The organism is Novosphingobium sp. BL-A-41-Hi4A-0G, assembly GCF_055521735.1.
On the sequence record NZ_JBVFVU010000002.1, the window covers coordinates 296623 to 321288 of the forward strand.

Annotated in this window: 22 protein-coding genes and 1 pseudogene; 12 read left to right on the plus strand and 11 right to left on the minus strand. The window is 62.1% G+C overall.

Features of this window, described 5'->3' with window-relative positions:
* The first annotated feature begins 5 nt into the window (after window positions 1–5).
* From istA to ACZ1JX_RS19060, 3 genes are all read left to right on the plus strand, one after another.
* Entirely contained in the window at window positions 6–1532 is a 1527-nt protein-coding gene (gene istA, locus ACZ1JX_RS19050) for an IS21 family transposase (RefSeq protein WP_277788710.1), read from the plus strand.
* Entirely contained in the window at window positions 1522–2301 is a 780-nt protein-coding gene (gene istB, locus ACZ1JX_RS19055) for an IS21-like element helper ATPase IstB (RefSeq protein ID WP_086740912.1), read from the plus strand. Before istA ends, istB begins: the two co-directional genes overlap by 11 nt.
* Window positions 2302–2571: 270 nt before the next feature.
* On the plus strand, window positions 2572–4341 hold the full coding sequence (locus ACZ1JX_RS19060) for an SLC13 family permease (RefSeq protein ID WP_465126521.1): 1770 nt from the start codon (window positions 2572–2574) through the stop codon (window positions 4339–4341).
* Window positions 4342–4348: 7 nt separating this feature from the next.
* On the opposite strand, the gene ACZ1JX_RS19065 is transcribed toward ACZ1JX_RS19060, so the two are convergent.
* A complete protein-coding gene (locus ACZ1JX_RS19065; protein WP_465126522.1) occupies window positions 4349–5524 on the minus strand; it encodes an aminotransferase in 1176 nt (391 codons plus the stop codon).
* 75 nt (window positions 5525–5599) lie between these two features.
* Here ACZ1JX_RS19065 and maiA point away from each other — a divergent pair, with 75 nt between their 5' ends.
* The 3 genes from maiA to ACZ1JX_RS19080 all read left to right on the plus strand — a co-directional run bounded on the left by maiA (window position 5600) and on the right by ACZ1JX_RS19080 (window position 8557).
* Window positions 5600–6256, plus strand: a complete 657-nt coding sequence (gene maiA, locus ACZ1JX_RS19070; RefSeq protein WP_465126523.1) for a maleylacetoacetate isomerase — start codon at window positions 5600–5602, stop codon at window positions 6254–6256.
* 920 nt (window positions 6257–7176) lie between these two features.
* Window positions 7177–8232: a sensor histidine kinase gene (locus tag ACZ1JX_RS19075; protein WP_465126524.1), complete on the plus strand. Its 1056-nt coding sequence runs from the start codon at window positions 7177–7179 to the stop codon at window positions 8230–8232.
* Window positions 8210–8557, plus strand: a complete 348-nt coding sequence (locus ACZ1JX_RS19080) for a response regulator (RefSeq protein WP_465126525.1) — start codon at window positions 8210–8212, stop codon at window positions 8555–8557. Before ACZ1JX_RS19075 ends, ACZ1JX_RS19080 begins: the two co-directional genes overlap by 23 nt.
* A 92-nt stretch (window positions 8558–8649) precedes the next feature.
* Here the strand turns inward: ACZ1JX_RS19080 and ACZ1JX_RS19085 are convergent, their stop codons facing one another.
* Both ACZ1JX_RS19085 and ACZ1JX_RS19090 read right to left on the minus strand, forming a co-directional pair.
* Window positions 8650–9411, minus strand: a complete 762-nt coding sequence (locus tag ACZ1JX_RS19085; protein WP_465126526.1) for an ABC transporter permease — start codon at window positions 9409–9411, stop codon at window positions 8650–8652.
* On the minus strand, window positions 9408–10352 hold the full coding sequence (locus tag ACZ1JX_RS19090) for an ABC transporter ATP-binding protein (protein WP_465126527.1): 945 nt from the start codon (window positions 10350–10352) through the stop codon (window positions 9408–9410). The genes ACZ1JX_RS19085 and ACZ1JX_RS19090 overlap by 4 nt, the downstream gene beginning before the upstream one ends.
* 374 nt (window positions 10353–10726) lie before the next feature.
* On the opposite strand from ACZ1JX_RS19090, the gene ACZ1JX_RS19095 reads away from it, so the two are divergent.
* Window positions 10727–11047: a hypothetical protein gene (locus ACZ1JX_RS19095; protein ID WP_465126528.1), complete on the plus strand. Its 321-nt coding sequence runs from the start codon at window positions 10727–10729 to the stop codon at window positions 11045–11047.
* Between the two features lie 119 nt (window positions 11048–11166).
* Here ACZ1JX_RS19095 and ACZ1JX_RS19100 read toward each other — a convergent pair.
* Window positions 11167–12205, minus strand: a pseudogene (locus tag ACZ1JX_RS19100) (IS3 family transposase); the annotation flags it as partial.
* Window positions 12206–12436: 231 nt separating this feature from the next.
* Here ACZ1JX_RS19100 and ACZ1JX_RS19105 point away from each other — a divergent pair.
* Both ACZ1JX_RS19105 and trhO read left to right on the plus strand, forming a co-directional pair.
* Window positions 12437–13621: an acyl-CoA dehydrogenase gene (locus ACZ1JX_RS19105; RefSeq protein WP_465126529.1), complete on the plus strand. Its 1185-nt coding sequence runs from the start codon at window positions 12437–12439 to the stop codon at window positions 13619–13621.
* A gap of 53 nt (window positions 13622–13674) precedes the next feature.
* Entirely contained in the window at window positions 13675–14613 is a 939-nt protein-coding gene (gene trhO, locus ACZ1JX_RS19110; protein ID WP_465126530.1) for an oxygen-dependent tRNA uridine(34) hydroxylase TrhO, read from the plus strand.
* Here trhO and ACZ1JX_RS19115 read toward each other — a convergent pair.
* From ACZ1JX_RS19115 to ACZ1JX_RS19140, 6 genes are all read right to left on the minus strand, one after another.
* On the minus strand, window positions 14600–15448 hold the full coding sequence (locus ACZ1JX_RS19115; RefSeq protein ID WP_465126531.1) for an alpha/beta hydrolase: 849 nt from the start codon (window positions 15446–15448) through the stop codon (window positions 14600–14602). The two genes, trhO and ACZ1JX_RS19115, sit on opposite strands and share 14 nt — an antisense overlap.
* Window positions 15445–16278 (minus strand): fumarylacetoacetate hydrolase family protein, encoded by an 834-nt coding sequence (locus ACZ1JX_RS19120; RefSeq protein ID WP_465126532.1) that lies wholly within the window; start codon window positions 16276–16278, stop codon window positions 15445–15447. The genes ACZ1JX_RS19115 and ACZ1JX_RS19120 overlap by 4 nt, the downstream gene beginning before the upstream one ends.
* Before the next feature lie 110 nt (window positions 16279–16388).
* Window positions 16389–17291, minus strand: coding sequence for a VOC family protein (locus ACZ1JX_RS19125; RefSeq protein ID WP_465126533.1), 903 nt, complete (start codon window positions 17289–17291; stop codon window positions 16389–16391).
* A complete protein-coding gene (locus ACZ1JX_RS19130) occupies window positions 17288–17716 on the minus strand; it encodes a GlcG/HbpS family heme-binding protein (protein ID WP_465126534.1) in 429 nt (142 codons plus the stop codon). Before ACZ1JX_RS19130 ends, ACZ1JX_RS19125 begins: the two co-directional genes overlap by 4 nt.
* Window positions 17713–19209 carry a bifunctional 3-(3-hydroxy-phenyl)propionate/3-hydroxycinnamic acid hydroxylase gene (locus ACZ1JX_RS19135; protein ID WP_465126874.1) on the minus strand — a complete coding sequence of 499 codons (1497 nt, stop codon included), beginning with the start codon at window positions 19207–19209 and terminating at the stop codon, window positions 17713–17715. The genes ACZ1JX_RS19130 and ACZ1JX_RS19135 overlap by 4 nt, the downstream gene beginning before the upstream one ends.
* An 8-nt stretch (window positions 19210–19217) precedes the next feature.
* Window positions 19218–20456 carry an amidohydrolase family protein gene (locus ACZ1JX_RS19140; RefSeq protein ID WP_465126535.1) on the minus strand — a complete coding sequence of 413 codons (1239 nt, stop codon included), beginning with the start codon at window positions 20454–20456 and terminating at the stop codon, window positions 19218–19220.
* A gap of 202 nt (window positions 20457–20658) precedes the next feature.
* Here ACZ1JX_RS19140 and ACZ1JX_RS19145 point away from each other — a divergent pair, with 202 nt between their 5' ends.
* From ACZ1JX_RS19145 to ribB, 3 genes are read left to right on the plus strand one after another with little or no spacing between them, the layout of a single operon-like run.
* Window positions 20659–21021, plus strand: coding sequence for a thiol-disulfide oxidoreductase DCC family protein (locus tag ACZ1JX_RS19145; RefSeq protein ID WP_465126536.1), 363 nt, complete (start codon window positions 20659–20661; stop codon window positions 21019–21021).
* Window positions 21018–22361 carry an ABC1 kinase family protein gene (locus tag ACZ1JX_RS19150; protein ID WP_465126537.1) on the plus strand — a complete coding sequence of 448 codons (1344 nt, stop codon included), beginning with the start codon at window positions 21018–21020 and terminating at the stop codon, window positions 22359–22361. Before ACZ1JX_RS19145 ends, ACZ1JX_RS19150 begins: the two co-directional genes overlap by 4 nt.
* 48 nt (window positions 22362–22409) lie before the next feature.
* Window positions 22410–23684 carry a 3,4-dihydroxy-2-butanone-4-phosphate synthase gene (gene ribB, locus ACZ1JX_RS19155; RefSeq protein WP_465126538.1) on the plus strand — a complete coding sequence of 425 codons (1275 nt, stop codon included), beginning with the start codon at window positions 22410–22412 and terminating at the stop codon, window positions 23682–23684.
* 132 nt (window positions 23685–23816) lie between these two features.
* Here the strand turns inward: ribB and ACZ1JX_RS19160 are convergent, their stop codons facing one another.
* Window positions 23817–24662: an HTD2 family dehydratase gene (locus ACZ1JX_RS19160; protein WP_465126875.1), complete on the minus strand. Its 846-nt coding sequence runs from the start codon at window positions 24660–24662 to the stop codon at window positions 23817–23819.
* Window positions 24663–24666: the final 4 nt, after the last annotated feature.

Consider the following 24666-nt stretch of genomic DNA (forward strand, 5'->3'; position numbering starts at 1 on the left):
TCGACATGGATTTATTGAGTGTAATTCGCCGGTGGCGCCTTCGTGATAAGATCCCGCTTCGTGAGATTGAGCGGCGCACCGGTTTGTCGCGCAACACGATCCGCAAGTATCTGCGCGCGGATACGGTGGTGCCGCAGTTCAAGGTACCTGACCGGTCGAGCAAGCTGGACCCGTTTGCTGAGAAGCTGACGGGTTGGTTACAAATCGAGGCTGGCAAATCGCGCAAGCAGAAGCGCACGGCGAAGCAGATGCATGCTGATCTGGCCGTATTGGGCTACGAAGGGTCCTATAATCGTGTCGCTGCCTATGTGCGGGATTGGAAGGCAGGCCGTCTCTTGGCACAGCAGGCCAGTGGCCGCGGAACATACGTGCCTTTGGTTTTCCAGCCAGGTGAGGCGTTCCAGTTCGACTGGAGCGAAGATTGGGCAATTCTTGGTGGCGAGCGTGTCAAGCTGCAGGCGGCCCATACCAAACTATCACACAGCAAGGCGTTCATCGTGCGGGCCTATCCGTTACAGACGCATGAGATGCTGTTTGATGCACTGACGCAGGCATTCCGCGTGCTGGGTGGTGTGCCGCAGCGCGGGATCTTCGATAACATGCGAACTGCGGTCGATAAGATCGGCAAGGGCAAAGCCCGACAGGTCAACGCGCGCTTCACCGCAATGGCCAGCCACTACTTGTTCGAGCCTGCATTCTGCAATCCGGCCTCGGGGTGGGAGAAGGGCCAAGTCGAGAAGAACGTGCAAGATGCACGGCGGCGGCTGTGGCAGAAGTTGCCGAGCTTCCCGGATATCCATGCGCTCAATGCCTGGCTCGAGGAACAATGCATCGCGCAATGGGGTGAGATCCAACATGGCAACTTGCCCGGCACCGTAGCCGATGTACACGCCGCTGAGGTTGGTAGTCTGATGCCGCTGGGGCGGACCTTCGATGGTTTTGTCGAACACACCAAGCGGGTGTCCCCGATCTGCCTCATCAGCTTTGAACGCAATCGGTACAGCGTCCCGGCATCCTTTGCCAACCGCCCGGTCAGCATCAGGATCTACCCCGAGCGGATCGTGGTGGCGGCCGAGGGGCAGATCCTTTGCGAACATGCCAGAATCATTGACCGATCCCACCACACTGGCGGGCGGACAATTTATGACTGGCGGCATTATCTGGCAGTAGTCCAGCGCAAGCCGGGAGCACTGCGCAATGGCGCGCCATTCTTGCAGCTCCCAGAGGCCTTCAAGCAGCTGCAAAGCCAGCTCCTACGTCGTCCCGGCGGAGACAAGGAGATGGCGGAGATATTGGCGTTGGTGCTGCAACATGACGAACAGGCAGTGCTTTGCGCTGTCGAACTGGCGCTGGATGCGGGCGTCGCCACCAAGACCCACGTCCTCAATATCCTGCACCGCCTGATCGATGGTAAGGCTCCACCGGCAGCGCCGATTGACGCACCGCAGGCTTTGCGCCTTGCGCAAGAGCCGTTGGCCAATGTCGGACGTTATGATGCCCTGCGTGAGGGAGGGCTGCGTCATGCGTCATGACCCCGCCAGTGCCGCCGTTGTCGTCATGCTCAAGGCGCTGAAGTTGTATGGCATGGCCCAAGCAGTGGGGGACCTTATCGAGCAAGGCGCCCCAGCCTTCAGTGCCGCAGTGCCGATGGTCTCCCAGTTGCTCAAAGCCGAGATGGCCGAACGTGAGGTCCGCTCGATTGCTTATCAGATCAAGGCCGCCCGGTTCCCAGCTTACAAAGACCTGGCCGGGTTCGACTTCGCATCCAGCGAGGCCAACGAGGCCCTGGTTCGGCAACTCCATGGTGGCGAGTTCATCGACGGCGCTGACAACGTAGTACTGATTGGCGGGCCCGGAACCGGCAAATCGCACATCGCCACTGCGCTGGGAGTTCAAGCCGTCGAACATCACCGCAGAAAAGTGCGCTTCTTTGCCACGGTCGATCTGGTCAATGCGCTCGAACAGGAAAAAGCAGCCAACAAGGCGGGGCAGATTGCCGAACGTCTGCTCAAGCTCGATCTCATCATCCTTGATGAACTGGGCTATCTGCCGTTCAGCCCATCAGGCGGAGCTTTGCTGTTCCACCTGCTCAGCAAATTGTACGAACGCACCAGCGTCGTGATCACCACTAACCTCAGCTTCAGCGAATGGGCCGAGGTATTCAGCGATGCCAAGATGACCACAGCCCTGCTGGATCGGCTAACCCATCATTGCCACATCATCGAAACTGGCAATGACAGCTTCCGGTTCAGGGCCAGCTCTGCCTCACCAAAACCACGAAAGGAAAAATCACCAGCTTGACCCAAAACCCGCTCTGCGGGACATACCATCACCCGGGTCAATTCTCGATGGAAATACCGGGTCACTTCTCAGCGGAAATCTACAGGCTACGCGATCGACCACGAAAACCGTGGCGGTCAGCGTCATGCGGTATATGTGCTGCAAGGCATGGCTCGTTGCCTTCTGCCGCAGGCAAGACCGGTGCCTGCGCCGCGCCGCATCGCGCCAGTGCAGGGTGAGTTGCGCTTTACCTGACGGGAACCGCCACGCCGACTGAACATTGAAGCTGCAATGACACAGCCCCAATGGCTTTCGCTGGCCACTCTCGGCGGAATGATGGCGCTGTTCCTGTGGGGGCGCTTCCGATACGACGTGACTGCAGTGATTGCACTGTTGTTCGCCGTTGCCATTGGTGTGGTCAGCCCAAAGGCTGCATTTGCCGGTTTTTCTGATGACATCGTCGTGATTGTTGGTTCCGCGCTGGTGCTCTCCGCTGCGGTCCAGCGCTCCGGCATGATCGAAAGCGTGCTGCAATCGCTTGCCCAGCGCATCCGCAGTCCGCAAGGGCAGATGCTCGCGTTGTCGACGGCGGTGGGCGTATCATCAGGCTTCATCAAGAATGTCGGCGCGCTGGCGATGCTGATGCCCGGCGCCGTGCAGATGGCGCGGCGCAACAAGGCCTCGCCTTCGCTATACCTCATGCCGATGGCCTTTGCCTCGCTGCTCGGCGGTCTCACCACGCTGATCGGCACATCGCCCAACATTATCGTCAGCCGCGTCCGCGAGGAGATGACCGGCGAGCCGTTCCGCATGTTCGATTACCTCCCTACCGGGCTTGCGCTTCTGGCTGCGGGGCTGATCTTCCTCTCGATTGGCTGGCGATTGCTGCCGACCGACAGGCAGGCCGCCCAGGGCATGTCCGAGGCGATAAACATCTCCGCCTACGTGATCGAGGCGACTGTCAGCGAAGGCTCGCCCGTTGCCGGACTTTCCGTGGCCGACTTCGTTGCGCGACATGACGGCGAAATCGAGGTCGCCGGCCTCCTGCGGGGCGACATGCGCGGCGCGGTCGCCCCCGAAACGCATATCGGCGAAGGTGACGTGCTGATCCTTAGCGGAGAGCCCAACCGGCTTGAGCAGGTCGTTGGGGCGGACCGGCTCGTCCTTGCAGGCGGTTCGGGCGGGGGCGGTTCGGGACAGGCTGACGGAATCGGCGTGATCGAAGCGGTGATCCATGCCGATTCCGCCCTGATCGGCCGGACCGCAGGACGCCTGCAGATGCGCGATCGGCTCGGCGTCAACCTGCTCGCCATCTCGCGCGGCGGGGAGACGATCACCAACAAGCCCGGCAACACCGTACTGCAGGCTGGCGACGTCATCGTTCTGCAGGGACAGCTCAATGTCCTGCCTGCGCGGCTCGCGGAAATGGGCGCGCTTCCGCTTGCCGAACGCAAGATCGGCTTGGGTTCGACGCGAACGCGCTGGCTTCCGCTGATCATTCTGGCGGGTGCGATGATTGCCGCTGGCAGCGGTTACGTCCCAGCAGCGCTGGCCTTCTTCGCGGCGGCCGGGCTCACCGTGATCTCCGGTGGACTGCCTGCCGACGATGCGTACAAGGCAATCGAGTGGCCGATCCTGATCATGCTGGCGGCGCTGATCCCGGTGAGCGAATCGCTGCAGACGACAGGCGCATCCGACGTGATCGCAAAGATACTGGCCGATCTTGCCGTCACGCTTCCAGCGTGGGGCGCGGTCGCGCTAATCCTCGTTGCCGCGATGGCCGTTACGCCCTTCCTCAACAATGCCGCCACTGTGCTTGTCATGGCTCCGATCGCGGGTGTCTTCGCCGAGCAGTTGCACTATCGACCGGAGGCCTTCCTGATCGCCACGGCCATTGGCGCGGGCTGCGATTTTCTCACGCCCATCGGCCATCAGTGCAATACGCTGGTACTCGGTCCTGGAGGCTATCGCTTCGGTGATTACGCGCGGTTGGGCGCGCCGCTTTCCGTGCTGGTCGTGCTGATCGGGACGCCGTTGGTCCTGTGGTTCTGGCCGCTTTGAACGCGGCTCAACGCAAGCCGTCTCGCCAGCGCGCCAGTCGCCCAATAGCATCCTCCAGCATCGGCGCAGGCTTGCAGTGGCAAAGCCGTGCTATGTGCGTGGGCATGTGATCACCCTCCCACAGCGCGGACAGAGGGATCGAGGCAACTCGCGCTTCCCGAACCGCGCGCTCGCTGAAAGTCCGGTCGTCGAGTGCGATGCCCGAAGTCGGAAGGTCGATGCAGGCAAACCATGTCGCAACCGAAGGCAGGGTGACAAAGCCCTCCCGTTCAAGACCTTGCAGCAGGACCGCCCGCGTCTGCTCCCAGCTTGCTGTGCAAGCCTTGACGATTATCGACTGATCGAGAGCTTCGGCCACGGCAAATTGCAGCATCGGCGGCGTGGTGAAGGTGAGGAACTGGTGCGCCCGTGCCACGACCGAAGCCACCTGCGGCGCAGCGACGATCCAGCCCACTTTCCAACCCGTCGCGCCAAAGATCTTGCCCGCAGATCCGATCTTGACCGCCCGCTCCGCCATTCCCGGCTGGGTCAGCAGCGAGGCATGGGCAAGGCCGTCGAAGCGGACATTCTCCCAGACCTCGTCGCAGATGGCGAAGAGGTCGTGCCTCCTGCACACATCTGCAAGCATCGCGAGATCATCAGGAGAGGCAACCGTGCCGGTCGGGTTCAGCGGATCATTCAAGACCAGCGCACGCGTGCGCGGTGTGATCGCAGCCTCGATCACAATCCGATCATAGCGCCATTCCGGGGCCTGCAGCGCCACGAATACCGGCACGCCACCTGCGCGCCGGACAAGCGGGGCATAGGCATCGTAGGCCGGCGCAAACAGTAGGACCTCGTCGCCGGGGGAGACGACCCCGAGGATTGCGGAGGCGACCGCTTCGGTCGCCCCAGATGTTACGACTACGCTCTCAGCCGACAGTTCAAGCTCTTGCGTCCGTCCGTAGAATTCGGCCACAGCTTTGCGAAGTTCAGGGACGCCTGCCATCGGCGGATACTGGTGTGACCGTTCCGCCGAAGCCTTCGCCAGCGCTTCGAGCAGGGGCTGTGGCGGTGCGCCGTCAGGAAACCCCTGCCCGAGGTTGATCGCACCAAGTTCACGGGCGAGGCCGGACATGTACTCGAAGATCGTGACCGGCATGCAGGCATAGATCGGGTGGAGGCGCAAGTTTGCAGTTGTCATCAAAGTGACCCTAACCGGGCCACACCTCTACTTGCAATGGCAAGCGCTGCGGCTACGGTCGCGCCCGAAGCAGCAATGAGCGAAATGATGAGCGAACCACTTGTTCTTCACGGCTATTGGCGATCCACTGCATCGTGGCGTGTCCGGATCGCGCTGGGGCTTAAGGGTCTCGCATGGGAGGGCAGGGCACATGATCTGCGCACTGGCGATCAACGCGCGAGCGACTATCTGGCCCTGAATCCTCAGGGCTTCGTCCCCGCACTCGAAGTTGATGGTGCCGTTCTCACGCAAAGCCTTGCAATTATTGAATATCTCGACGAACTTTATCCAGATCCTCCGTTTCTCCCGGCAGAGCCTGTGGAACGGGCAAAGGTACGGGCCCTGGCGCAAGTGATCGCCTGCGATACTCACCCGGTGCAGAACCTCAAGGTTCTGAAGATGTTGAAGAAACAGGGGTTGGATCAGGCGGCTGTAGATACCTGGGCAATCGAGATCATCGAGCAGGGTCTTGCGGCCTGTGCCGATCTCATCGCCAATCGATCAGGTCCTTATTGCTTTGGCGACACTGTCACGCTGGCCGATATCCTTCTGGTGCCCCAACTCGGCAATGCCAGGCGGTTCGGCGCACGGTTCGATTTCGGGCGCATTCCGGATATCGAAGCGGCCTGTGCAAAGCTTCCAGCGTTCGTTGCGGCAAGACCGGAATGTCAGTTAGATGCCGATATCGCCTGATTGCGGGCGGGATATGTTGCGATGCCGTTGATGCTGGACGATGGCCAATCGGTCGAAACCGGCCCTTACACAAGTGCTGAACCCAATCCGACGCGAATATCTGCTCCAGACATCGCCTGCTATGATAATGGTTTCAGTCATTTTTTCGTTCCGGGCCATAAATGATACAACGACGTGCGTACCGAGCGCTTTGCAATGGTCACAAGGCAGAGGCTGAGCCTGGAGCGGGTCTTCCAAATGAGACCATCCATGACGGTTTCGCCCTGATCTGATCTGCATGAAATCAGGGGCAAGCGCTGCGGTTCGGCCTGAAGGGACCAGGTTCGCGCTGAAGGGGTGTGCAGTCGTCCGGCTTTGGTCGTTTGGCGCAGGAAGAATGTATGCCTGCTGAGCGTTGAGGATCCCAACACTTGCGATGCTGCTCCACGGTCACGCAAGTTGTGCCGATCGCAAGGTCATCGCCCCTTTTGTCACGCCGAGGGAGTGCGTGCCGCAAAAGACCCATGGGAATGCACTCTCCGCCTCGTGGCTCTCAGTAGGTAAAACCCGCTCGTTCCCGACCAGCGAGTCCTTTGTGCGCCTGCTCGAGGTTGACGCAGGCATGGGTCCACAAGCATCGTGGGTCGGACATCATGTGAAGAAAGTTTGGTCGAGATGGCGCCTCGCGCGCGGTGCCTGGATGGCTGAAAAACAGAACCGACACAAAAGGTTGCACGGCACGAAGGCGCGGCGAACGGACGCTCGCATACGGCAGAGGATTGCGATAACGCCAACGCTCCGTCGGCACTTTGCTTGCGTCAGAACTTTCCAGGGATTTGACCATGGATTTCCTTGACCAACTGACCCGGTTCCTGTTCCTGACCGGACTGCCGCCGCACGGCTTCTGACTGCTCTGGGAACCCGGACTGGTCTGGACACACGTGGCCGCCGACGCCGTGATCGCGCTCGCCTACTACTCCATCCCTGTGGTCTTGTGGTTGTTTCTCAAGCGCCGTCCCGATCTTGAGTTCGGGTGGGTGCTGGTCTTGTTTGCGGTGTTCATTCTTGCCTGTGGTACGACGCATCTGATCAGCATTCTTGTGCTCTGGGTTCCCGCCTACGGCATCGAAGCATTCGTGAAGGCGATCACAGCTGGCGCGTCGATCGTGACGGCAATTGCCCTATGGCCGCTTTTGCCAAAACTGGTCGCCGTGCCTTCTCCGGCCCAGTTGCAGGTTGCGCTCGATCGCCTGCACGCCGAAATGGCCGTGCGAGAGCGGGCCGAGGAAATGCTGCGTCAATCGCAGAAGCTTCAGGCAGTGGGGCAATTGACCGCGGGAATCGCCCATGACTTCAACAATCTGCTCACGGTGGTGACCGGCAACCTTGAGCGCCTGCAGCGCTACTCGGGCGATGAACAGCAGGCGGCGCGCAGCATCGACAACGCGCTTGTTGCAATCGAGCGCGCGGCGAAGCTGACAAGCCAGTTGCTGGCTTTTGCGAGGAAACAGCCCTTGTTGGTCGAGCCAGTGGACGTCAATCAGACCGTCCGTGAGCTTTGCCCCATGATCGAGCGGACGGCAGGTGGCAACGTCGTGGTTGACGCCAAGCTTTGGCCTGAAGATCTGGTGATCGAGATCGATCAGAACCAGCTTGAAAGCGCCTTGCTGAACCTTGCGCTCAATGCGTGTGATGCGATGCCGTCGGGCGGTTGCCTCGAGATCGTTACGGCACGCAAAGGTGATCAGGTGACGGTCACCGTTGGTGACACTGGTACTGGCATGGATAGCGACACCCTCACTCGCGCGACAGAGCCATTCTTTACGACGAAACCCGTGGGCGCAGGAACAGGTCTGGGATTGAGCCAGGTCTATGGTTTTGTCACACAAAGTGGTGGACAGGTCGAAATCCAGTCGAGCGTCGGAACCGGAACGAGCGTCACGCTTTCTTTTCCCCGAAGTAAGGGAGGGGCCGATGACTCGCATTCTGGCGGTTGATGACGAACCACTGTTGCTGGAACTTGTTGTCGACGAACTCGAGATGCATGGTTTCGTCGTCCAAGCTGCCGCTGACGGCGAGGCGGCAAAGGCGTTGCTAGCCTCAAATTCCGATTACGATGTGCTTGTGACCGATCTTCGGATGCCCGGCAAAGTCGACGGGCTGGCGCTTGCGCGATACTTCCTCGATCATAATGGAGTTGGTCGGGTAATCTACGTGACTGGCTTTGCCGAAATCCCGCAGACCTTTTCTGCCAGGGAGACGCTGCTGCGCAAACCGTTCCGGATGGGGCAGCTGGTCTCGCTCATTGAAGCGACCTTGTGATCAAAGCAGGCGGACAAGGAAGCGAGCCTGCCGATCACTACAATGCCGGACTGATGTTCGAACCTTGCAAGACCCTGAGCACGCACTCGCCCTCAGGCCCGCAGACGCCAGCCGGTCTTGAAGATCCAGGCGATGACCGCGACGCACAGCACCATGAAGGCCACTATCATAAAGAGACTGAAACCGACACTGACGTCGGACTGGCCATAAAACGCCCAGCGAAACCCGTTCACCAGATAGACAATGGGATTGAACATGGTCACCGTCTGCCACGCCGGCGGGAGCATCTTGATGGAATAGAAGGTACCACCAAGAAATGTAAGTGGCGTGATGATCATGATCGGCACGACCTGAAGCTTCTCGAAACCGTCAGCCCATAGCCCAAGTATGAATCCAAACAGGCTGAAGCTGATTGAAATCAGGATCAGGAATGCAGCAGCCCAGAATGGGTGAACGATCACTATGGGCACAAACAACCGGGCTGTAGCCAGAATTATCAGGCCCAGAATAACCGATTTGGTCGCAGCAGCGCCGACGTAGCCCATCAGTGCTTCGAATGCCGAAACCGGCGCCGACAGAAGTTCATAGATCGTGCCCGTGAAGCGGGGCAGGTAGATACCGAAAGACGCGTTTGAGACGCTCTCGGTCAACAGCGCGAGCATGATCAGACCAGGGACGATGAAGGCTCCGTAGCTGACGTTGTCGATCATCTGCATCTGTGATCCAATCGCTGATCCGAACACGATGAAGTATAATGATGTCGATATGACCGGTGCTGCGAGGCTTTGGAACAATGTTCGAAGCGTACGACCCAGTTCGAATCTGTAGATGGCGCGCACCGCATGGACGTTCATGCCTGCTTCTCCACTAGGCCGACAAATATCTCTTCAAGCGATGACCGCGAAGTGTCGATAGACCGAAAATCAATGCCTGCGACGAAGAGATGCTTGATCAGGGCTGCCGCCCCGGTTGCGCCATCTCCCTTTCCGCTCAGCGTAAGCACTAACGATGCGCCATCTTCCGCCAGAGCCAGCCCTTCAAGCGCAAGTTCCCGAGGCAATGTGTTGAGTGGCTTGGCTAGGCCAATGGTCACTCGCGTCCGACCGAGTCTTTCCATCAGCGCGTGCTTCTCGTCGATCAGGATGATCTGGCCATCATCGATCACGCCGATGCGATCAGCCATTTCTTCGGCTTCTTCGATGTAGTGCGTCGTCAGGATAATCGTGACGCCCTTGTCGCGCAGGCGGCGCACCATGTCCCACATATCGCGACGTAGTTCGACATCGACGCCGGCTGTCGGTTCATCAAGGAACAGGATCGTCGGCTCATGCGACAGTGCCTTGGCAATCAGGACGCGGCGCTTCATGCCACCAGATAGTCCGGCAATCTTGGTATTCCGCTTGTCCCAAAGCGAAAGATCACGCAAGATTCCCTCGACCAGCGCAGGATTGCGCGGCTTGCCAAACAGGCCCCGGCTGAAATTGACTGTGTGCCACACGGTCTCGAACATGTCGGTTGCCAATTCCTGCGGAACCAGCCCGATCTTGGCCCGCGCCGCACGATAATCCCGCGCGATATCGTGGCCATCTGCGATCACCGATCCGACCGTTGCCTGGACGAGCCCGCAGACGATGCCGATCAGTGTCGTCTTGCCTGCGCCATTGGGGCCAAGCAGCGCAAAAATCTCACCGCGAAAAATCTCAAGATCGACCGATTTTAAAGCCTTGAAGCCCCCTTGGTAGGTTTTGCCGAGGCCTTTGATGGAGACGATCGGTTCCGGAGTCTGAGATGCCATTCGCGTTAATTGGCAACGATATCGCGATAACGCCAGCGTGAATGTCGGCTATCACATGGATTTGGTTGGAGATGGATGCAGGCGCCTCGTCAAGCGTAAGGCCAAGGCGACCAGCGAACAAGGCGCAACTATTGATCAGGTCTGCAGGGTCGCTTTTGTCCGCTCACAAAGCTGGCTTGCGAAGATTCATTATCGACCTGACTGCGACGTTCTGCAGCAAATGTGGACTCCCAGCCGTTGTACCACATGCGTGCATCATTGCGGGCCACCGAGAAACGAGTTGCAGAAAGCTGCTTTTCGAACCTCGAAGCCTAAGGTCGTTGGGGTATCTGCGGGACGTGGCTTGTCATGGAAGACATGCTAGACATCGCTTCATGACATGCATCCACAAGCTTTCCGGTATCGTCGACGTCGGCGTGTTTAGATACGCGTGGGAGCTGCGGAGCGAGCCGCAGTGGAGCGAGACCGAAGGTTGGAAAGGTATGACGATCGCCTTGCAGCGCCAGCACACAAAGCGCGGAGCTTTGCTGGAATTCCCTCCGCCCAAGCGCTTGCTGAAAGGTATGCAACGTGGCCGCCTCCAGATTAGCGACGCGCTCGTAATCAGGGGCATTCAGGCAGCTTTGCACGCAGGCTGGGAGCCCGCGTCGAGGGGAAGGCCGATTGTTTTCGTGGTCGATGCTGAAGGCAACTAGCGACAGACGTCGGTGCTGCGGCAAAAATGCCTTATGCTCGTTTCGTCAAATGCGTGGAAAGCTGAGCAGGTCTGCATCGCGCTGGAATCTGTTTTGGCTGAGCAGCCCCTGGTTTTCCAGACGCCTTTCGCCTTCAAAATCTGCAGCCGTTCGGGTTCGACGGTTGACAGCACCCGTTCCTGACCAAGCTTGCGCACCGGGTAATAGGCCATCTCGACGTAGTCGAACACGTCCTGCCAGGGCTTCCTCGCGAGATTTATTGGTGCGGCAGCGGATGCACTCACGCTTGAGTGGCGAGAAGAAGCACTCGGCAACCGCGCTGTCATGGCAATTGCTGCGTCGGCTCATCGAGTGCTCAAGATCGTGAAATGGATGAACGCAGCCCAGTCGACGCTGGTGAGCTGCGGGTCCTGGACCGAGTGGATGAGCACCTGGCGCTTCGGCTTGCACCGCCATACCGCCATGTGCGGCGCCTGCATCGACCAACCCATCGCGCGGTGTGATAGCAGATCAATCACAAAAGCGAGATAGGCAAAGCCATCCAGGGTGCGAATGTAGGGAATGTCTGTCACTCAGGCCGGGTCTTGCGAGGCAACATCGAAGTGGCGATCCAGCGTATTGTTGACCGCCATGGTGGACATGCTTGCGTAGCTGCCAGGTCGGCAAATGTAGCTTATCTGTGCTCTGATGCCTGCCAGCCTGGTCAACCGGGCAACGCAGTTTGGGCAGCAGGTCTCATCATGATTTAGAAGGACATCGCGGAGCTTGCGGAAGCCATAGACTTTGCCCGCTGGCTCTTCTGGCAGGCATGGAAACCACCGGGCTGGATGCGCAGGCCCCGACACATCGTTCGGACCCTGCACCGGTGACGATGCTCGGCAATGAACACGGATTTCACTTTCTATCGCTGGCGAGATACGCGCTTGCATTTCTAAGATGTCGGGCTCCTCGGTCACCCGGGCCCACTCGCGCTTCAGCTGACGGATCTCAGCATCCTTGCCGGTATCGCCGGATACAACATTCCCAAGCTGACGCTTCAAGGTATACAGCGCGTGCAGACTGACGCCGAGCCGAGACCTCCGTTACCGGATGGCCGCGCTCGGTGATCTGGGCCATCGCCTTACGCTTGAATTCATGGCTCAATTTGGCATCCCCCATCTTTGCCTCCTATCCTAAAATCAGGGCCGACGGCGTCCGGAAATCGAGGGGCTGATCAGTCATTCGTCATGACCCTGGGTCACAGGTGAGCTGCTGTGAATCCAGCTTTTGGGATTGGGTCTTCTCTACGTCTATTCTACCGATTGCTGTTCCAGCACCGAAAAATCCCCTTTGGGCGGTTGAATAAACTGATTGCAGATGCAATCACCCCCACCAAAGGAGACAGCGACAATGGCAGGCATGATACCGTTCGATTGGGAAGACGCGCTCGGGCTCGACAGCCTGCTGAGCGATGACGAACGGATGATCCGCGATGCCGCGCGCGCCTTTGCGCAGGACCGGCTTGCGCCGCGCGTGATCGATGCCTTTGCCAACGAACATACCGATCCTGCGATCTTCCGCGAAATGGGCGAGCAGGGCCTGCTCGGCGTGACGCTGCCCGAAGACTATGGCTGCGCGGGCGCGGGCTATGTGTCCTACGGCCTTGTCGCGCGCGAGGTCGAGCGCATCGATTCCGGCTACCGCTCGATGATGAGTGTGCAGTCGAGCCTCGTGATGTTTCCGATCTACGAATATGGATCGGAAGAGCAGCGCCGCAAGTATCTGCCCAAGCTTGCCACCGGAGAATGGATCGGCTGCTTTGGCCTGACCGAGCCCGATGCCGGGTCCGACCCCGGCGGGATGCGCACCAATGCGCGCAAGGTCGACGGCGGATACGTCATCAACGGCGCCAAGACGTGGATTTCCAACGCGCCGATTGCCGATGTCTTCGTCGTCTGGGCCAAGAGCGATGCGCACGATGGCAGCATTCGCGGCTTCGTGCTGGAAAAGGGCATGAAGGGCCTTTCGGCGCCCAAGATCGAGAACAAGGTCTCTTTGCGCGCCTCGATCACCGGAATGATTGTGATGGATGAGGTGTTCGTGCCCGACGATGCGCTGCTGCCCAACGTGCAGGGCCTCAAGGGACCGTTCGGCTGCCTCAATCGTGCGCGCTATGGCATCTCGTGGGGGGCGCTGGGTGCGGCGGAGTTCTGCTATTCCGCAGCGCGCCAGTATGGCCTTGATCGTCACCAGTTCGGCCGGCCGCTTGCCGCAACGCAGCTTTACCAGAAGAAGCTGGCCGACATGCTGACCGAGATCACGCTGGGCCTTCACGCCTCGCTGCAGGTCGGCCGGTTGATGGACGCAGGGCGTTTTGCGCCCGAGATGATTTCCATCGTCAAGCGCAACAATGTCGGCAAGGCGCTCGATATTGCGCGGATGGCGCGCGACATGCACGGCGGCAATGGCATTTCCGGCGAGTACCAGGTGATCCGTCACATGGTGAACCTCGAGACGGTCAACACCTACGAGGGCACGCATGACGTCCACGCGCTGATCCTCGGCCGCGCCATCACCGGGATCGCCGCTTTCTGACCTTATTACTCTGCACGGTAGCGATTCCAGCGCGTCTGGACTAAGGGCGCGCCATGGAATCGCCCGTCACCGTTGCCGCGCTCTACCGCTTCGCCCCGATAGCCGATGGCGCAGCCCTGCGCGATGCGCTGGAGACGGTGTGCAAGACGCAAGGCATCAAGGGCACGTTGCTGATCGCCCGCGAGGGGATCAACGGCACGATCGCGGGTAGCGCCGATGGCATCGCGCGGGTGGTGGACTTCATCCGGGCCCAACCAGATTGTGCCGAGACGGACGTGAAGTATTCCGGTGCGTCGGAAATGCCGTTCTATCGCATGAAAGTGCGGATCAAGCGCGAGATCGTGACGATGGGAGAGCCGGACGTCGATCCGCGCGCCAGCGTCGGCGCTTATGTCGCGCCGCAGGACTGGAACGCCCTGATTTCACACCCCGATACGATCGTGATCGACACCCGCAACGACTACGAGGTCGCGGCGGGCACCTTCGAGCGGGCAATCGACCCGCAGACCGCGAGCTTCCGCGAGTTCCCCGAATGGTTCCGGCGCGAGCGCGAGCGTCTGCTGGGCGAGGGCAGGGCACCCAAGGTCGCCATGTTCTGCACTGGCGGCATCCGCTGTGAGAAGTCGACCGCGTTCCTCAAGGCCGAAGGCGTCGAGGAGGTCTATCACCTCAAGGGCGGCATCCTGAAGTATCTCGAGGAAGTGCCCGAGCAGGAAAGCCTGTGGCACGGCGAATGCTTCGTCTTCGACGAGCGCGTGACCGTAGGCCATGGCCTTGTGCAGGGGAGCCACGTGCTCTGCCGCGCCTGCCGCCGCCCGGTGAACATCGAGGGGCAGAGCCACCCGCTTTACGAGGAAGGGGTGTCCTGCGCCGCCTGTTACGATGAACGCACCGACGAACAGCGCGCCTCGGCGCGCGAGCGGGACCGGCAGGAGAAACTGGCCCGCGCGCGCGGGCGCAGTCACATTGGCGCAGTGCTCAGCACGAACTGACGAAGGCGACGATCTCGTCGGCGAGGCGGCGGTCGGACGTGCCGACGTGCATCGCCAACGAATAGTGGTTGTGGCCGGGGATGATCATGCCAGTGGGCATGGTGCCGTGCCGTTCAAGGCGCTCCTCCATCAATCCGAGAAATTCGGCCTGAAAGCGCGGTGGATCGTATTGCGCACTGGCAACGAACAGCGGGATCGTGGTCGATGCGACAGCCTCACGCGGCATCCGCTCAGGATATTCCGCATTCGGGCCGTAGTAGGGCTCGTCCCGCTCATCGAGCGGCGTGTAGCCATAGAGGCCTGACAGCAGCACGGCTCCCGCGACTGGCAGATCGGGCCGCAGCTTCAGCGCAGAAGCGATATGCACCGCACCTGCCGAAGTGCCTGCGACCACGATCCGCGCCGGATCGCCGCCATGCGCGCCAGCATTGGCCCGCAGCCATTCGACCGCCAGCACCACGTCCTCGCCACCGTCGGGCCAGCGGGCTTCGGGCAGGAGGCGGTAGTTCATCGCCGCACCGAGGAATCCGGCCTCGGCCATGGTCCGGGCGAAGGCGGCGTTCTGCCACGACGCCCCCTCAGACCCAGCTCCACCCTTGTCGCCGATACGAAAGCCGCCGCCGTGGACGAAGAGAACGACGGGAAGGCCCGCAGCCTTGCTCGTCCGATAGAGATCGAGCAGATGCCGCTCATGCGGACCGTAAGCGCAATCGCCAGCCAGCACCGGCACCCGAGCGGCAAGCTCCTGCTGTCCGGCAGCAAGCAGCACACGGACCTGCTCAACCACTTGCGGGCTGAGCGTGGTGCCCATGGCAGCGATTGCGTCCCTGATCATTTCTCGTCGATCACCGGGTTGGTCAGAGTGCCTACCTTGCCGATGGAGACTTCGGCGACGTCACCGGCCTTCATGTAGAGCGGCGGATTGCGCTTGTCGCCGACGCCGCCCGGCGTGCCGGTGGCGATCACGTCACCCGGCTCCAGCGTGGTGAAGGTCGAGCAGTATTCGATGATGAAAGCGATATCCCAGATCATGTCCGACACGGGCTGGTCCTGCACAAGCTGGCCGTTGATGCGGGTCTGCACCCGCTGGCTGGCGATGTCGGGCAGTTCGTCCGGCGTGACCAGCGCAGGGCCGAAGCCACCGGTGCCGGGGAAGTTCTTGCCCGGGGTGAACTGGATGTTGTGACGCTGCCAATCGCGCACAGAACCGTCGTTGAACACCGAATAGCCCGCGACGTGCTCCATCGCCTTGGCGCGGGGGATGCGGCGGCCGCCCTTGCCGATGACGACGGCGAGTTCGCCCTCATAGTCGAAGCGGGTCGTCTCGGGCGGGCGCACCAGCGGCTCGCCATCGGCGATCAGGCTGTCGGCCCAGCGGGTGAAGATCGCAGGGAACTCCTTCTGGTCGCGCCCGGTCTCGGCGACGTGGGTCGCGTAGTTCAGGCCGACGCAAAGGATCTTTTCCGGATTCGGGATCAACGGCAGCAGGCGCACGTCGGCGCGGGCGTAGCTGGCCGTGGTCGCCAGCGCGGCAAGGTTCCCCGCCACGGCATCCTTGAGCCAGGCGGCAGTCCCTTGGCTCCCAAGGTCGTGCACGGTCTCACCATCGAGGCGGCCGAAGCTGGGCGTGCCGTCCGGACGGCGGAAGCTGATGTAACGGGCCATGGTCTTTTCTCCCCCTGAGCGGGCTTGTGCGCGAATGTGTCGTGCGTGGCCTTTCGAACCGGCCAGTGCAAGTGCGGCCGCGCCGCCGACAAATCCGCGCCGGTTGAGTTTCAAAGCGGTGCGGCTTCCCAATCGCGGCGGCAGCGGAAGCGCTCTTCCGCGACGCGAAGCCCGGCGAAATCCTTGTCCGATATGCCCCACTGGTCGATGCGATTCTCGGGCCAGGTCCACTCGTCCGGCTCGCCGGTGCGATAGTCCGCCGGAACCTTCTCGACGGCGGTGGAATACTCGATCACCGGGCCGAACGGCGCGATGTAATAGGCATAGACGTTGTCACCCGGTCCATGACGCCCGGGCCCCCACGCGGGCGCAAAGCCGTTGTCGCGCATCCAGCCGATGCCGCGCATCACCGCGTCGAGATCGTCCATCTCGAAGGCCACGTGGTTCAGGCTGGCAAAGCCTGCACGGGCAAAGGCCGTGGAATGGTGGCTGTCGTTGCAACGCACGAAGACCATGCCCTTAGTGCGGTCCGAGACGCGGAAGTCGAGTACGTCCTCGACCGCGTGGCCCAGCAGCTCGGCATCGGCCGAGTTGAACACCACGTGGGTGAGCTTGACCGGCGAAACGCGCTTGCTGGCCTTGGAGAAGCCTTCGATGGGGGCAACTTCGCCGGCGCCTGCAAGGAAGCGCAGGATCGTGCCTTCGGGCAGCTCAACGAGCAGCCCTGCGCCGTCGCCCGGATCGGCCGACGTCACTGGGCACGCGGCCCAGCCCTTTGCACTGACGCGGGCCTTGATGGCGGCCAGTTCCTCGTCGCTGCACACGAATGTGGTCGAGCGAACGAACTCGTCTTCCGACGGTTCGAAGGCGACAAGGTAGGGGAAGGTGCCGGTGCCGCGCAGGTAATGCGTGTCGCCTCGCACCTCGGCGGGCGAGAGGCCCCAGATGTCGACCATCCAGGCCGCCGCTCCTGCGGGATCGGGCAGGGCCAGTTCGATGCTGCGCAGCTTCACTTCTGTGTCTCCAGATTGAACCCGGCGGCATGGAGGCCTGCCAGCGCGCAGAGTTCGTCACAATCGCCGGTATCGCCGCTGATGCCGACGGTGCCGATAACTTCGTCCTGATGCCGGATCAGCACGCCGCCGGGCGAGAAAGCGATATTGCCGCCGACCGCCACGCTGACGCTCTGGAAGAACGCCGGGTTGCCCTTGGCGCGTTCGGCCAGCACGCGGGTATCATCCCCCATGCCGAGCGCGCCCATCGCCTTGGCGCGGGCGATGTCGTGGCGGAACAGGCTCGCGCCATCCTCGCGGGCGAAGGCGACCGGGTGGCCACCGGCATCAAGCACGATCACGGCGAGCGGCTTGGCATTGCGCGCGCGCGCTTCGGCCAGCGCAGTGGTGACGATGGTCTGGGCTGCAGCGAGTGTCAGGCTCATGCCTCGATCTCCTGCCTGAAGCCGAGCAGCGCATCGCGCGCGGCCAACAGGTCGGCGGCCTTGCCGGTGCCGAACACGCAGTGATCGGGGCGCACCAGCACCGCATCGGCGCCCTTGGCATCGAGCCACGCCAGCACCGCGCCATTGTCGGGCAAGTCGGCGGCGGCAATCGCGCCGTCAGTGCCGCTGCCCCGCACGAACAGCCGCCAGCCCTGACCGACCAGATCGTCGAGCTTGCGTCCGTCGGTCAGGATGGGCTGGATGAAGCGCTCGCCCGCAGCCGGTGTGCCCGCCGCGATGAAGCCGGTACTGATCGCCGGGATCAGATCCGCCGCAGTCTCGCCGGCTTTCTGCGCAGCCTGTGCGCGGATATTCGCATCACGCGCAGCGGCCTTAGCGGGATCGAGTTCGCAGATATAGCGGCCCGCAGCCACCGCTGCGCCGATCACGCCGCGCACGTGCGGGTCGCGCTCTGGCTGGTAGGTCGCAAGAATCGCCTCGTCCGCAGCGTCATTGACGATGGCGGCCATCTTCCACGCAAGGTTGGCCACATCGCGCAGGCCGTGGCACATGCCCTGGCCGAAGAACGGCGGGGTCTGGTGCGCGGCATCGCCTGCGAGGAACACGCGGCCGACCTGCCAATGCTCGGCCACCAGTCCATGAAAGCGATAGGTCGCGGCGCGCACGATCTTGTGCGGCACTTGCCTCATCCATGCCCCGACGAGCGCGGCGACATTCTCCTCGCGCATCATCTCGGCATCGTCCTCGTGCGGCAGGAGCATGAACTCCCAGCGGCGATGGTTGCGACGGCCCGGCACCACCGTGGCGGGGCGGGCGGGATCGCACATCATCACCGAGAGGCGCTGCAGATCCGCGCCTTCCGGCACGCCGGTCAGCGACGGGAAGGTCACCGGCCCTTCGACCTCGGCGTCGACGACCAGCCAAGGCTCCTCGAAATCGAGGTCGTCGAGCTTCACTCCCAGCGCCTTGCGCACCGGACTGCGTGAGCCATCGGCGGCGATCACCCAACGCGCGGTCAGGCTGCGCTGCACGCTATCCTGCGTGTAAGACACCGTCACGCCGTTATCATCCTGCGAAAGCGAAGTGAACTCCGCCCCCGTCAGAAAACCGATCCGGCCATTGTCGGCAAAGGCCGCGCGCAAGTGCGCCTCGAACTCGGGCTGGTAGAAAAAGTAGTCGTTCGACCACCCGAAGGGCTTGGGCTTGCCCACCGTGCCCATGTAGCGGATCACCCCATGGTCCGCACCCACGTGCAGATGCCCGTCCGTCGCCACCATGTCTGGAAGCACGCGGTCGATCAAGCCCGCCGTCTGGAACAGGCGCATCATCTCATGATCCAGATGTACCGCGCGCGGCAAGGGATAGTGTTCGGTCTCCTTCTCGAGCACCACCACAGACAAACCTTGCCTTCCCAGAAGGTTGGCAGCCATAGCTCCGACAGGGCCGCAACCAATGATCGCTACGTCGAACATCGTTGTCATCACGCGGCAGCCCCTTCGGCCGCCTGGGGAGTCTTGTAGAGAATACCGCCCTTCATGATCATCACGAGCTTGCTCTTGTCCTGAAGGACGCGCACGTCCTGCGTCGGGTCCCCGTCGACGAGGAGGAGGTCGGCGAGCCAGCCTTCCTTGATGCGTCCGACTTCAAACCCCATCAGTTCGCCACCTAGCGCAGTGGCGGCCTTGAGGGCTTCGGGGGGCGTATAGCCGAAGTGGTCGACGAAGATCTCGAGGTCGCGCGCGTTACGGCCAATGGGATTGAACGGAAAACCATAGTCCCCGCCAATCAGGATGCGCATGCCGCGCGCCTTGAGCGCCGGGACGAGCTTCGATTCCAGCTCCATCCGCTCTGCCGCGCTCTTCTTCATGTGGCTCATGTCGATGTGTGGAGGCGGGGTGGCTTCTAGCGCGGCGATCGAAACGCCGGGTGAGGGGGCGTAGAACGTGGTGTCCCGGGCTGCGATCATCGCGTCGGCAGCGGCCTCGTCGGCATAGGAGGCGTGATAGATAATCCGCGCGCCTGCCTTGAGGGCAAGCTCGATGGCCTTGGGGTAGTATGCGTGCGTTGCGATCCAGAGCCCGGCCTCGCGCGCTGCCACACCCGCTGCTTCCATTTCCTCGTCGGTATAGAGCACGTCCTGCGCTGAGCCCGGCTTCAGGGCATCCTCGCCCGAGACGACAAGCTTGAGCGACCCGATGCCCTGGTCCTTGCAGTAGGCCACGAACTTGCGGATGGCTTCGGGCCCGCGCCCGTTGAACACATCGCCGGTCTCCACGCCCTCGGCACCTTCCGGGCTGCGCTCGAGCGTCGAGGGGATCAGGCGGGGGCCGGGCGTTTCCCCGGCGTTGATCGCCCTTGCCAGTTCCACCTCGATGCCATCGCCCAGCGCGCCTGCCGAATAGGCGCTGGTAAAGCCATGATCGAGCAGCACGCGGGCATTGCGCCACGCGGCGATCTTCAATTCCTCGGGAGGGAGGATAAACTGGTGATAGATCTTCTCGACCGAGGAGCCCCAGGTGAGATGGGCATGGGCCTCGACCATACCGGGCATCAGCGTGCGCTCAGCCCCTTCGATGACCGTTGCGGCATCGGCGTCGTCCAGTCCGTCTGCCGATTCGGCGATGGCCTTGATCCGGCCATCCTCGACAAGAACTGAGCCAAGGCTCGCAAGACTCTGTTCGCCATCGAAAATCCGCACGTTGCGGATGAGCGTCGTCATCGGCAGTTCTCCCACTTTCCGTCAACCCGCGTAGCGGTCTCTATCTCTCACGAAAAGTATTGTTCTGCGATGATAGTATAGGACGACGCTATGGAACTTCGACTTTAGAACCGATAATATATCTTATGTAAAATATGTTCGCTACGAAGGCTTCCCCAAATGGCAGGTCTCGCTTGGACGATGCCGGGGCCATACCGCAACCATGCCAACTGCTTCTCCACCCGAACAGGTAACCGTCTGGTACGACGGCGCCTGTCCGCTCTGCTCGCGCGAGATCGCGATGATACAGCGGTTGGACCGTGAGGGTGCGATCGATTTTGTCGATATTGCCGACCCTTACGCGCCATGCCCGGTCGATCGAGAGCTGGCGCTTGCGCGCTTTCACGTGTCCGAAGGTGACCGCGTTCATTCGGGCGCGGCGGCCTTTGCGGCGATGTGGCGGGCGGTTCCGGCCTTGCGCTGGCTGGGCCTGTTGGCGCGCTGGCGTCCGGTCGAGATGGTGCTGGAAGGTGCCTATCGCGCGTTCCTGAAGATTCGCCCGGCATTGCAAAGGCTTATGAAATGAGCGGATCGCGTTATCGCAAGGTGCCGACGGCGCGGCTGTCGCGATTTGCTGCGTTTGGTCAGCTGGCGGGAGGCGTTGCCGCCAATATGCTGGGCGAAGGGGCGCGGCGACTGGCGCGGGGAGAAGCGCCAAAGCTGTCCGAGCTTCTGCTAACCCCTGGAAATGCCACGAGAGTTGCAGACCAGCTCTCGCGCCTGCGCGGCGCTGCGATGAAGCTTGGGCAGATGATTTCGCTCGACGCCGGAGACGTCCTGCCGCGCGAACTGACCGAGATTCTCGCGCGTTTGCGGGACTCTGCGCACTACATCCCGCCTACCCAGCTCGAGAAAGTGCTGAATGCGCAGTGGGGCGCGGGCTGGCGGACGAAGTTCCGCAGTTTCGGCGCGCAGCCCATCGCGGCCGCCTCGATCGGACAGGTCCACAAGGCCGTGCTGCCTGATGGCCAAGTGCTTGCAATCAAGGTGCAATATCCCGGAATCGCGGCCAGCATCGACGCTGATGTCGACAACGTGGCAACGCTCCTGCGGGTGTCCGGACTGCTGCCGCCCGGCCTTGATGTAAATCTCCTACTCTCCGAGGCAAAGCGGCAACTCCACGAGGAGTCCGACTATCTCCGCGAGGCAGAGATGATGCAACGCTATGGCAGGATGCTGGCGGGCGAGGACGCCTTCCTGATCCCCCGCCCCTACGCGCCCCTCTGTGGCAAGAACGTTCTGGCGATGGATTTCATTGAGACGCGTCCCATCGAATCCCTCCTCGCCGCCCCTCTCGAGGTGCGCAACAAGGCCATGGCGGCGCTGCTCGACCTGACCTTGCGCGAGCTTTTTTCATTCGGCTTCATGCAGACCGATCCAAACTTCGCCAATTTCCGGTGGCAGCCCGAGACCGGCAAGCTGGTGCTGCTAGACTTCGGTGCGGCGCGCGAGGTTCCGGCGGGGACGGCCAAGGCTTACCGGCGGATGTTGCGGGCGGGCCTGGCGGAGGATCGCGCGGCCTTGCGGTCAGCGCTGGTCAACGTGGGTTTCGTTTCGGACCAACAGGTTGCGCGCCATGGGGCGGCGTTCGACCGGATGCTTGACGTGCTGATTGGGCACCTGGGAAAGCCGGGCCTGTTCGACTTTTCCGACCGCTCGTTCGTCGAACGGGTACGCGCCGAGGCCGAAGCGGTGGCGGCCGACCGCGCCTCCTGGCACATTCCGCCGGTCGACACGCTGTTCGTGCAGCGCAAGGTCAGCGGCACCGCGCTGCTGGCGATCCGCATGAGAGCGCAGCTGCCATTGCGTGAAATGGTGGCGCAGGCCATCGGAGAGTCACTTTCCACGGGCGAAATGACATTATGATGTGATTTGGATTGACCTTTGCCACAGCGATGTGCGACATCGCGACTCATGGCACAGGACATTGTGGCGCGTGCGCGCAAGCTCATCGAGGATCGGGTCATTTCGCGGGCGGCGCTTGCCCGTGCGGCAGGTCTTCATCCCAACACCTTGCGCGATGCGCTCTCGCCGGACTGGAACCCGACCGCCGACACGCTGACCAAGCTCGAACGCGCGATGGACGATAGCGACGACGACGATTTCAGCCTCGCCACGGTCGAGGAAATCATCGCGGACGTGCGCAACGGGCGCATGGTCATCCTGGTGGACGACGAGGATCGCGAAAACGAGGGCGATCTGGTGATCCCCGCGCAGATGGCAACGCCGGAATCGATCAACTTCATGGCCACCCATGGCCGTGGCCTGATCTGCCTTTGCCTGACCAGCGAACGTGCCAACAAGCTCGGGCTCGAACTGATGAGCCGCAACAACGGCACGCGTCATGGTACGGCCTTCACTGTCTCGATCGAGGCGCGCGAGGGCGTGGATACCGGGATTTCGGCAGCAGACCGCGCCCGTACCGTTGCCGTGGCGGTGGATGCCAACAAGGGTCGGGACGATATCGTCACGCCCGGCCACGTCTTCCCGCTGATCGCGCGTGATGGCGGCGTGCTGGTGCGCGCGGGGCACACCGAGGCCGCTGTCGACCTGCCGCGTCTTGCCGGCCTCAATCCTTCGGGCGTGATCTGCGAGATCATGAACGACGACGGCACGATGGCGCGCATGGACGACCTGATTCCGTTCGCACGCAAGCATGGGTTGAAGATCGGCACGATCCGCGACCTGATCGCCTATCGCCGCAAGCATGACCACCTCGTCGAGTGCCTCGATCAGGCGCCGTTCCACACCGACTACGGCGGCGACTGGACGATCAAGACCTATCGCAACAAGGTCGACGGCTCGGTGCACCTGGTGCTGCAAAAGGGCCCGATCGTGGCAGGCAAGCCGACGCTGGTGCGCATGCACTCGATCTCGGTCCTGTCCGACGTGCTTGGCCAGCCCGGCCCGCGCAAACGCATCCTTCAGCGCGCGATGACGGAAATCGGCGAAGCCGGTTCGGGCGTGATCGTGCTGCTGATGCCGACCGATCCCGAGCAGCTGCAGCGCGAAGTGAGCGGCACCGCCGGCCACGACATGGAGCTGCGCAGCTATGGTATCGGTGCGCAGATCCTTGCCGACCTTGGCATTCACGACATGGTGCTGCTGACCAATTCGCACCACAACCTTGTGGCGCTGGAAGGTTATGGCCTGAACATCGTGGGCGAGCGGGCAATTCCTTCGGCTTGAGCCGGGTGACCGGTACTGGTCGTCTTCAAGCACTTCGTCATTGCGAGCCCGCAAAGCGGAAGAAGCAATCCAGAGCGGCTTGGAGCAACCTCTGAATTGCTTCGCTCCGCTCGCAATGACGTCGGGAGGCGTTCAGCCGGTTGCGCTTGCTGTCATGACCTGACGCCCGTCCGAGGCGAAGGCGGCAAGGTCTATGGCTTCCCCTGCCCCGCGCATGACGAGATGGAGTGGTTCGCCGCAGATTGCAGGTGACAGGCCACGGAAGGCGAAGCTTTTCAGCGCATTGTCGCCCCGCTCGCGCTGAGCGAGATCGAGCAGCAGCGTGGCGGTCAGCGGGCCGTGGACGACGAGGCCGCGATAGCCCTCTTGCTGCGTGGCATAGGGCTGATCGTAGTGGATGCGGTGGCTATTGAAGGTCAGCGCCGAGTAGCGGAACAGCAGGCGTTCATCAGGCACGATGGTGCGGTGGGCAGACCACGGTGCCGGATCGAAGGTGGCAGCGGCAGGCGGTGGCGGGACCGGCGGGCTTCCCGCTGGCGCGGCATCACGATAGACAACGGTCTGCACTTCCCGGACGGCAAGTTCACCGTCGCACAGCGTTTCATGCGCGATGTCGACGAAAACGAGATTGCCGCTTCCGCCCTCCTTCTCGCTGACCGCCACGACAGTCGACAGGCGTTCGACAGGGGCCGACAGCGTAAGCGGCGCAAGAAACTCGACCTTGCTTGAGGCCCACATGCGGCGCGGGAGCTGCACCGGGGGCAGGAAGCTGTCGGGGCTGTCATCGCGCCGGGGGTGACCGTCGGAGCCAAGCCGGGAGGTCGGCGCATCGGGCGTGCACAGGCACCAGTGGAAGCCTTGCGGCATGGTGTTGCTGGCCGGTGCTTCACGATCAAGCGTCGCGAGCCAGCGAATGGCGAGGCTGGCGTCCGCCCGCTCGGCGCGGCGCTCGGTTCGGCCGATCCATGCGTCCCACATGCCC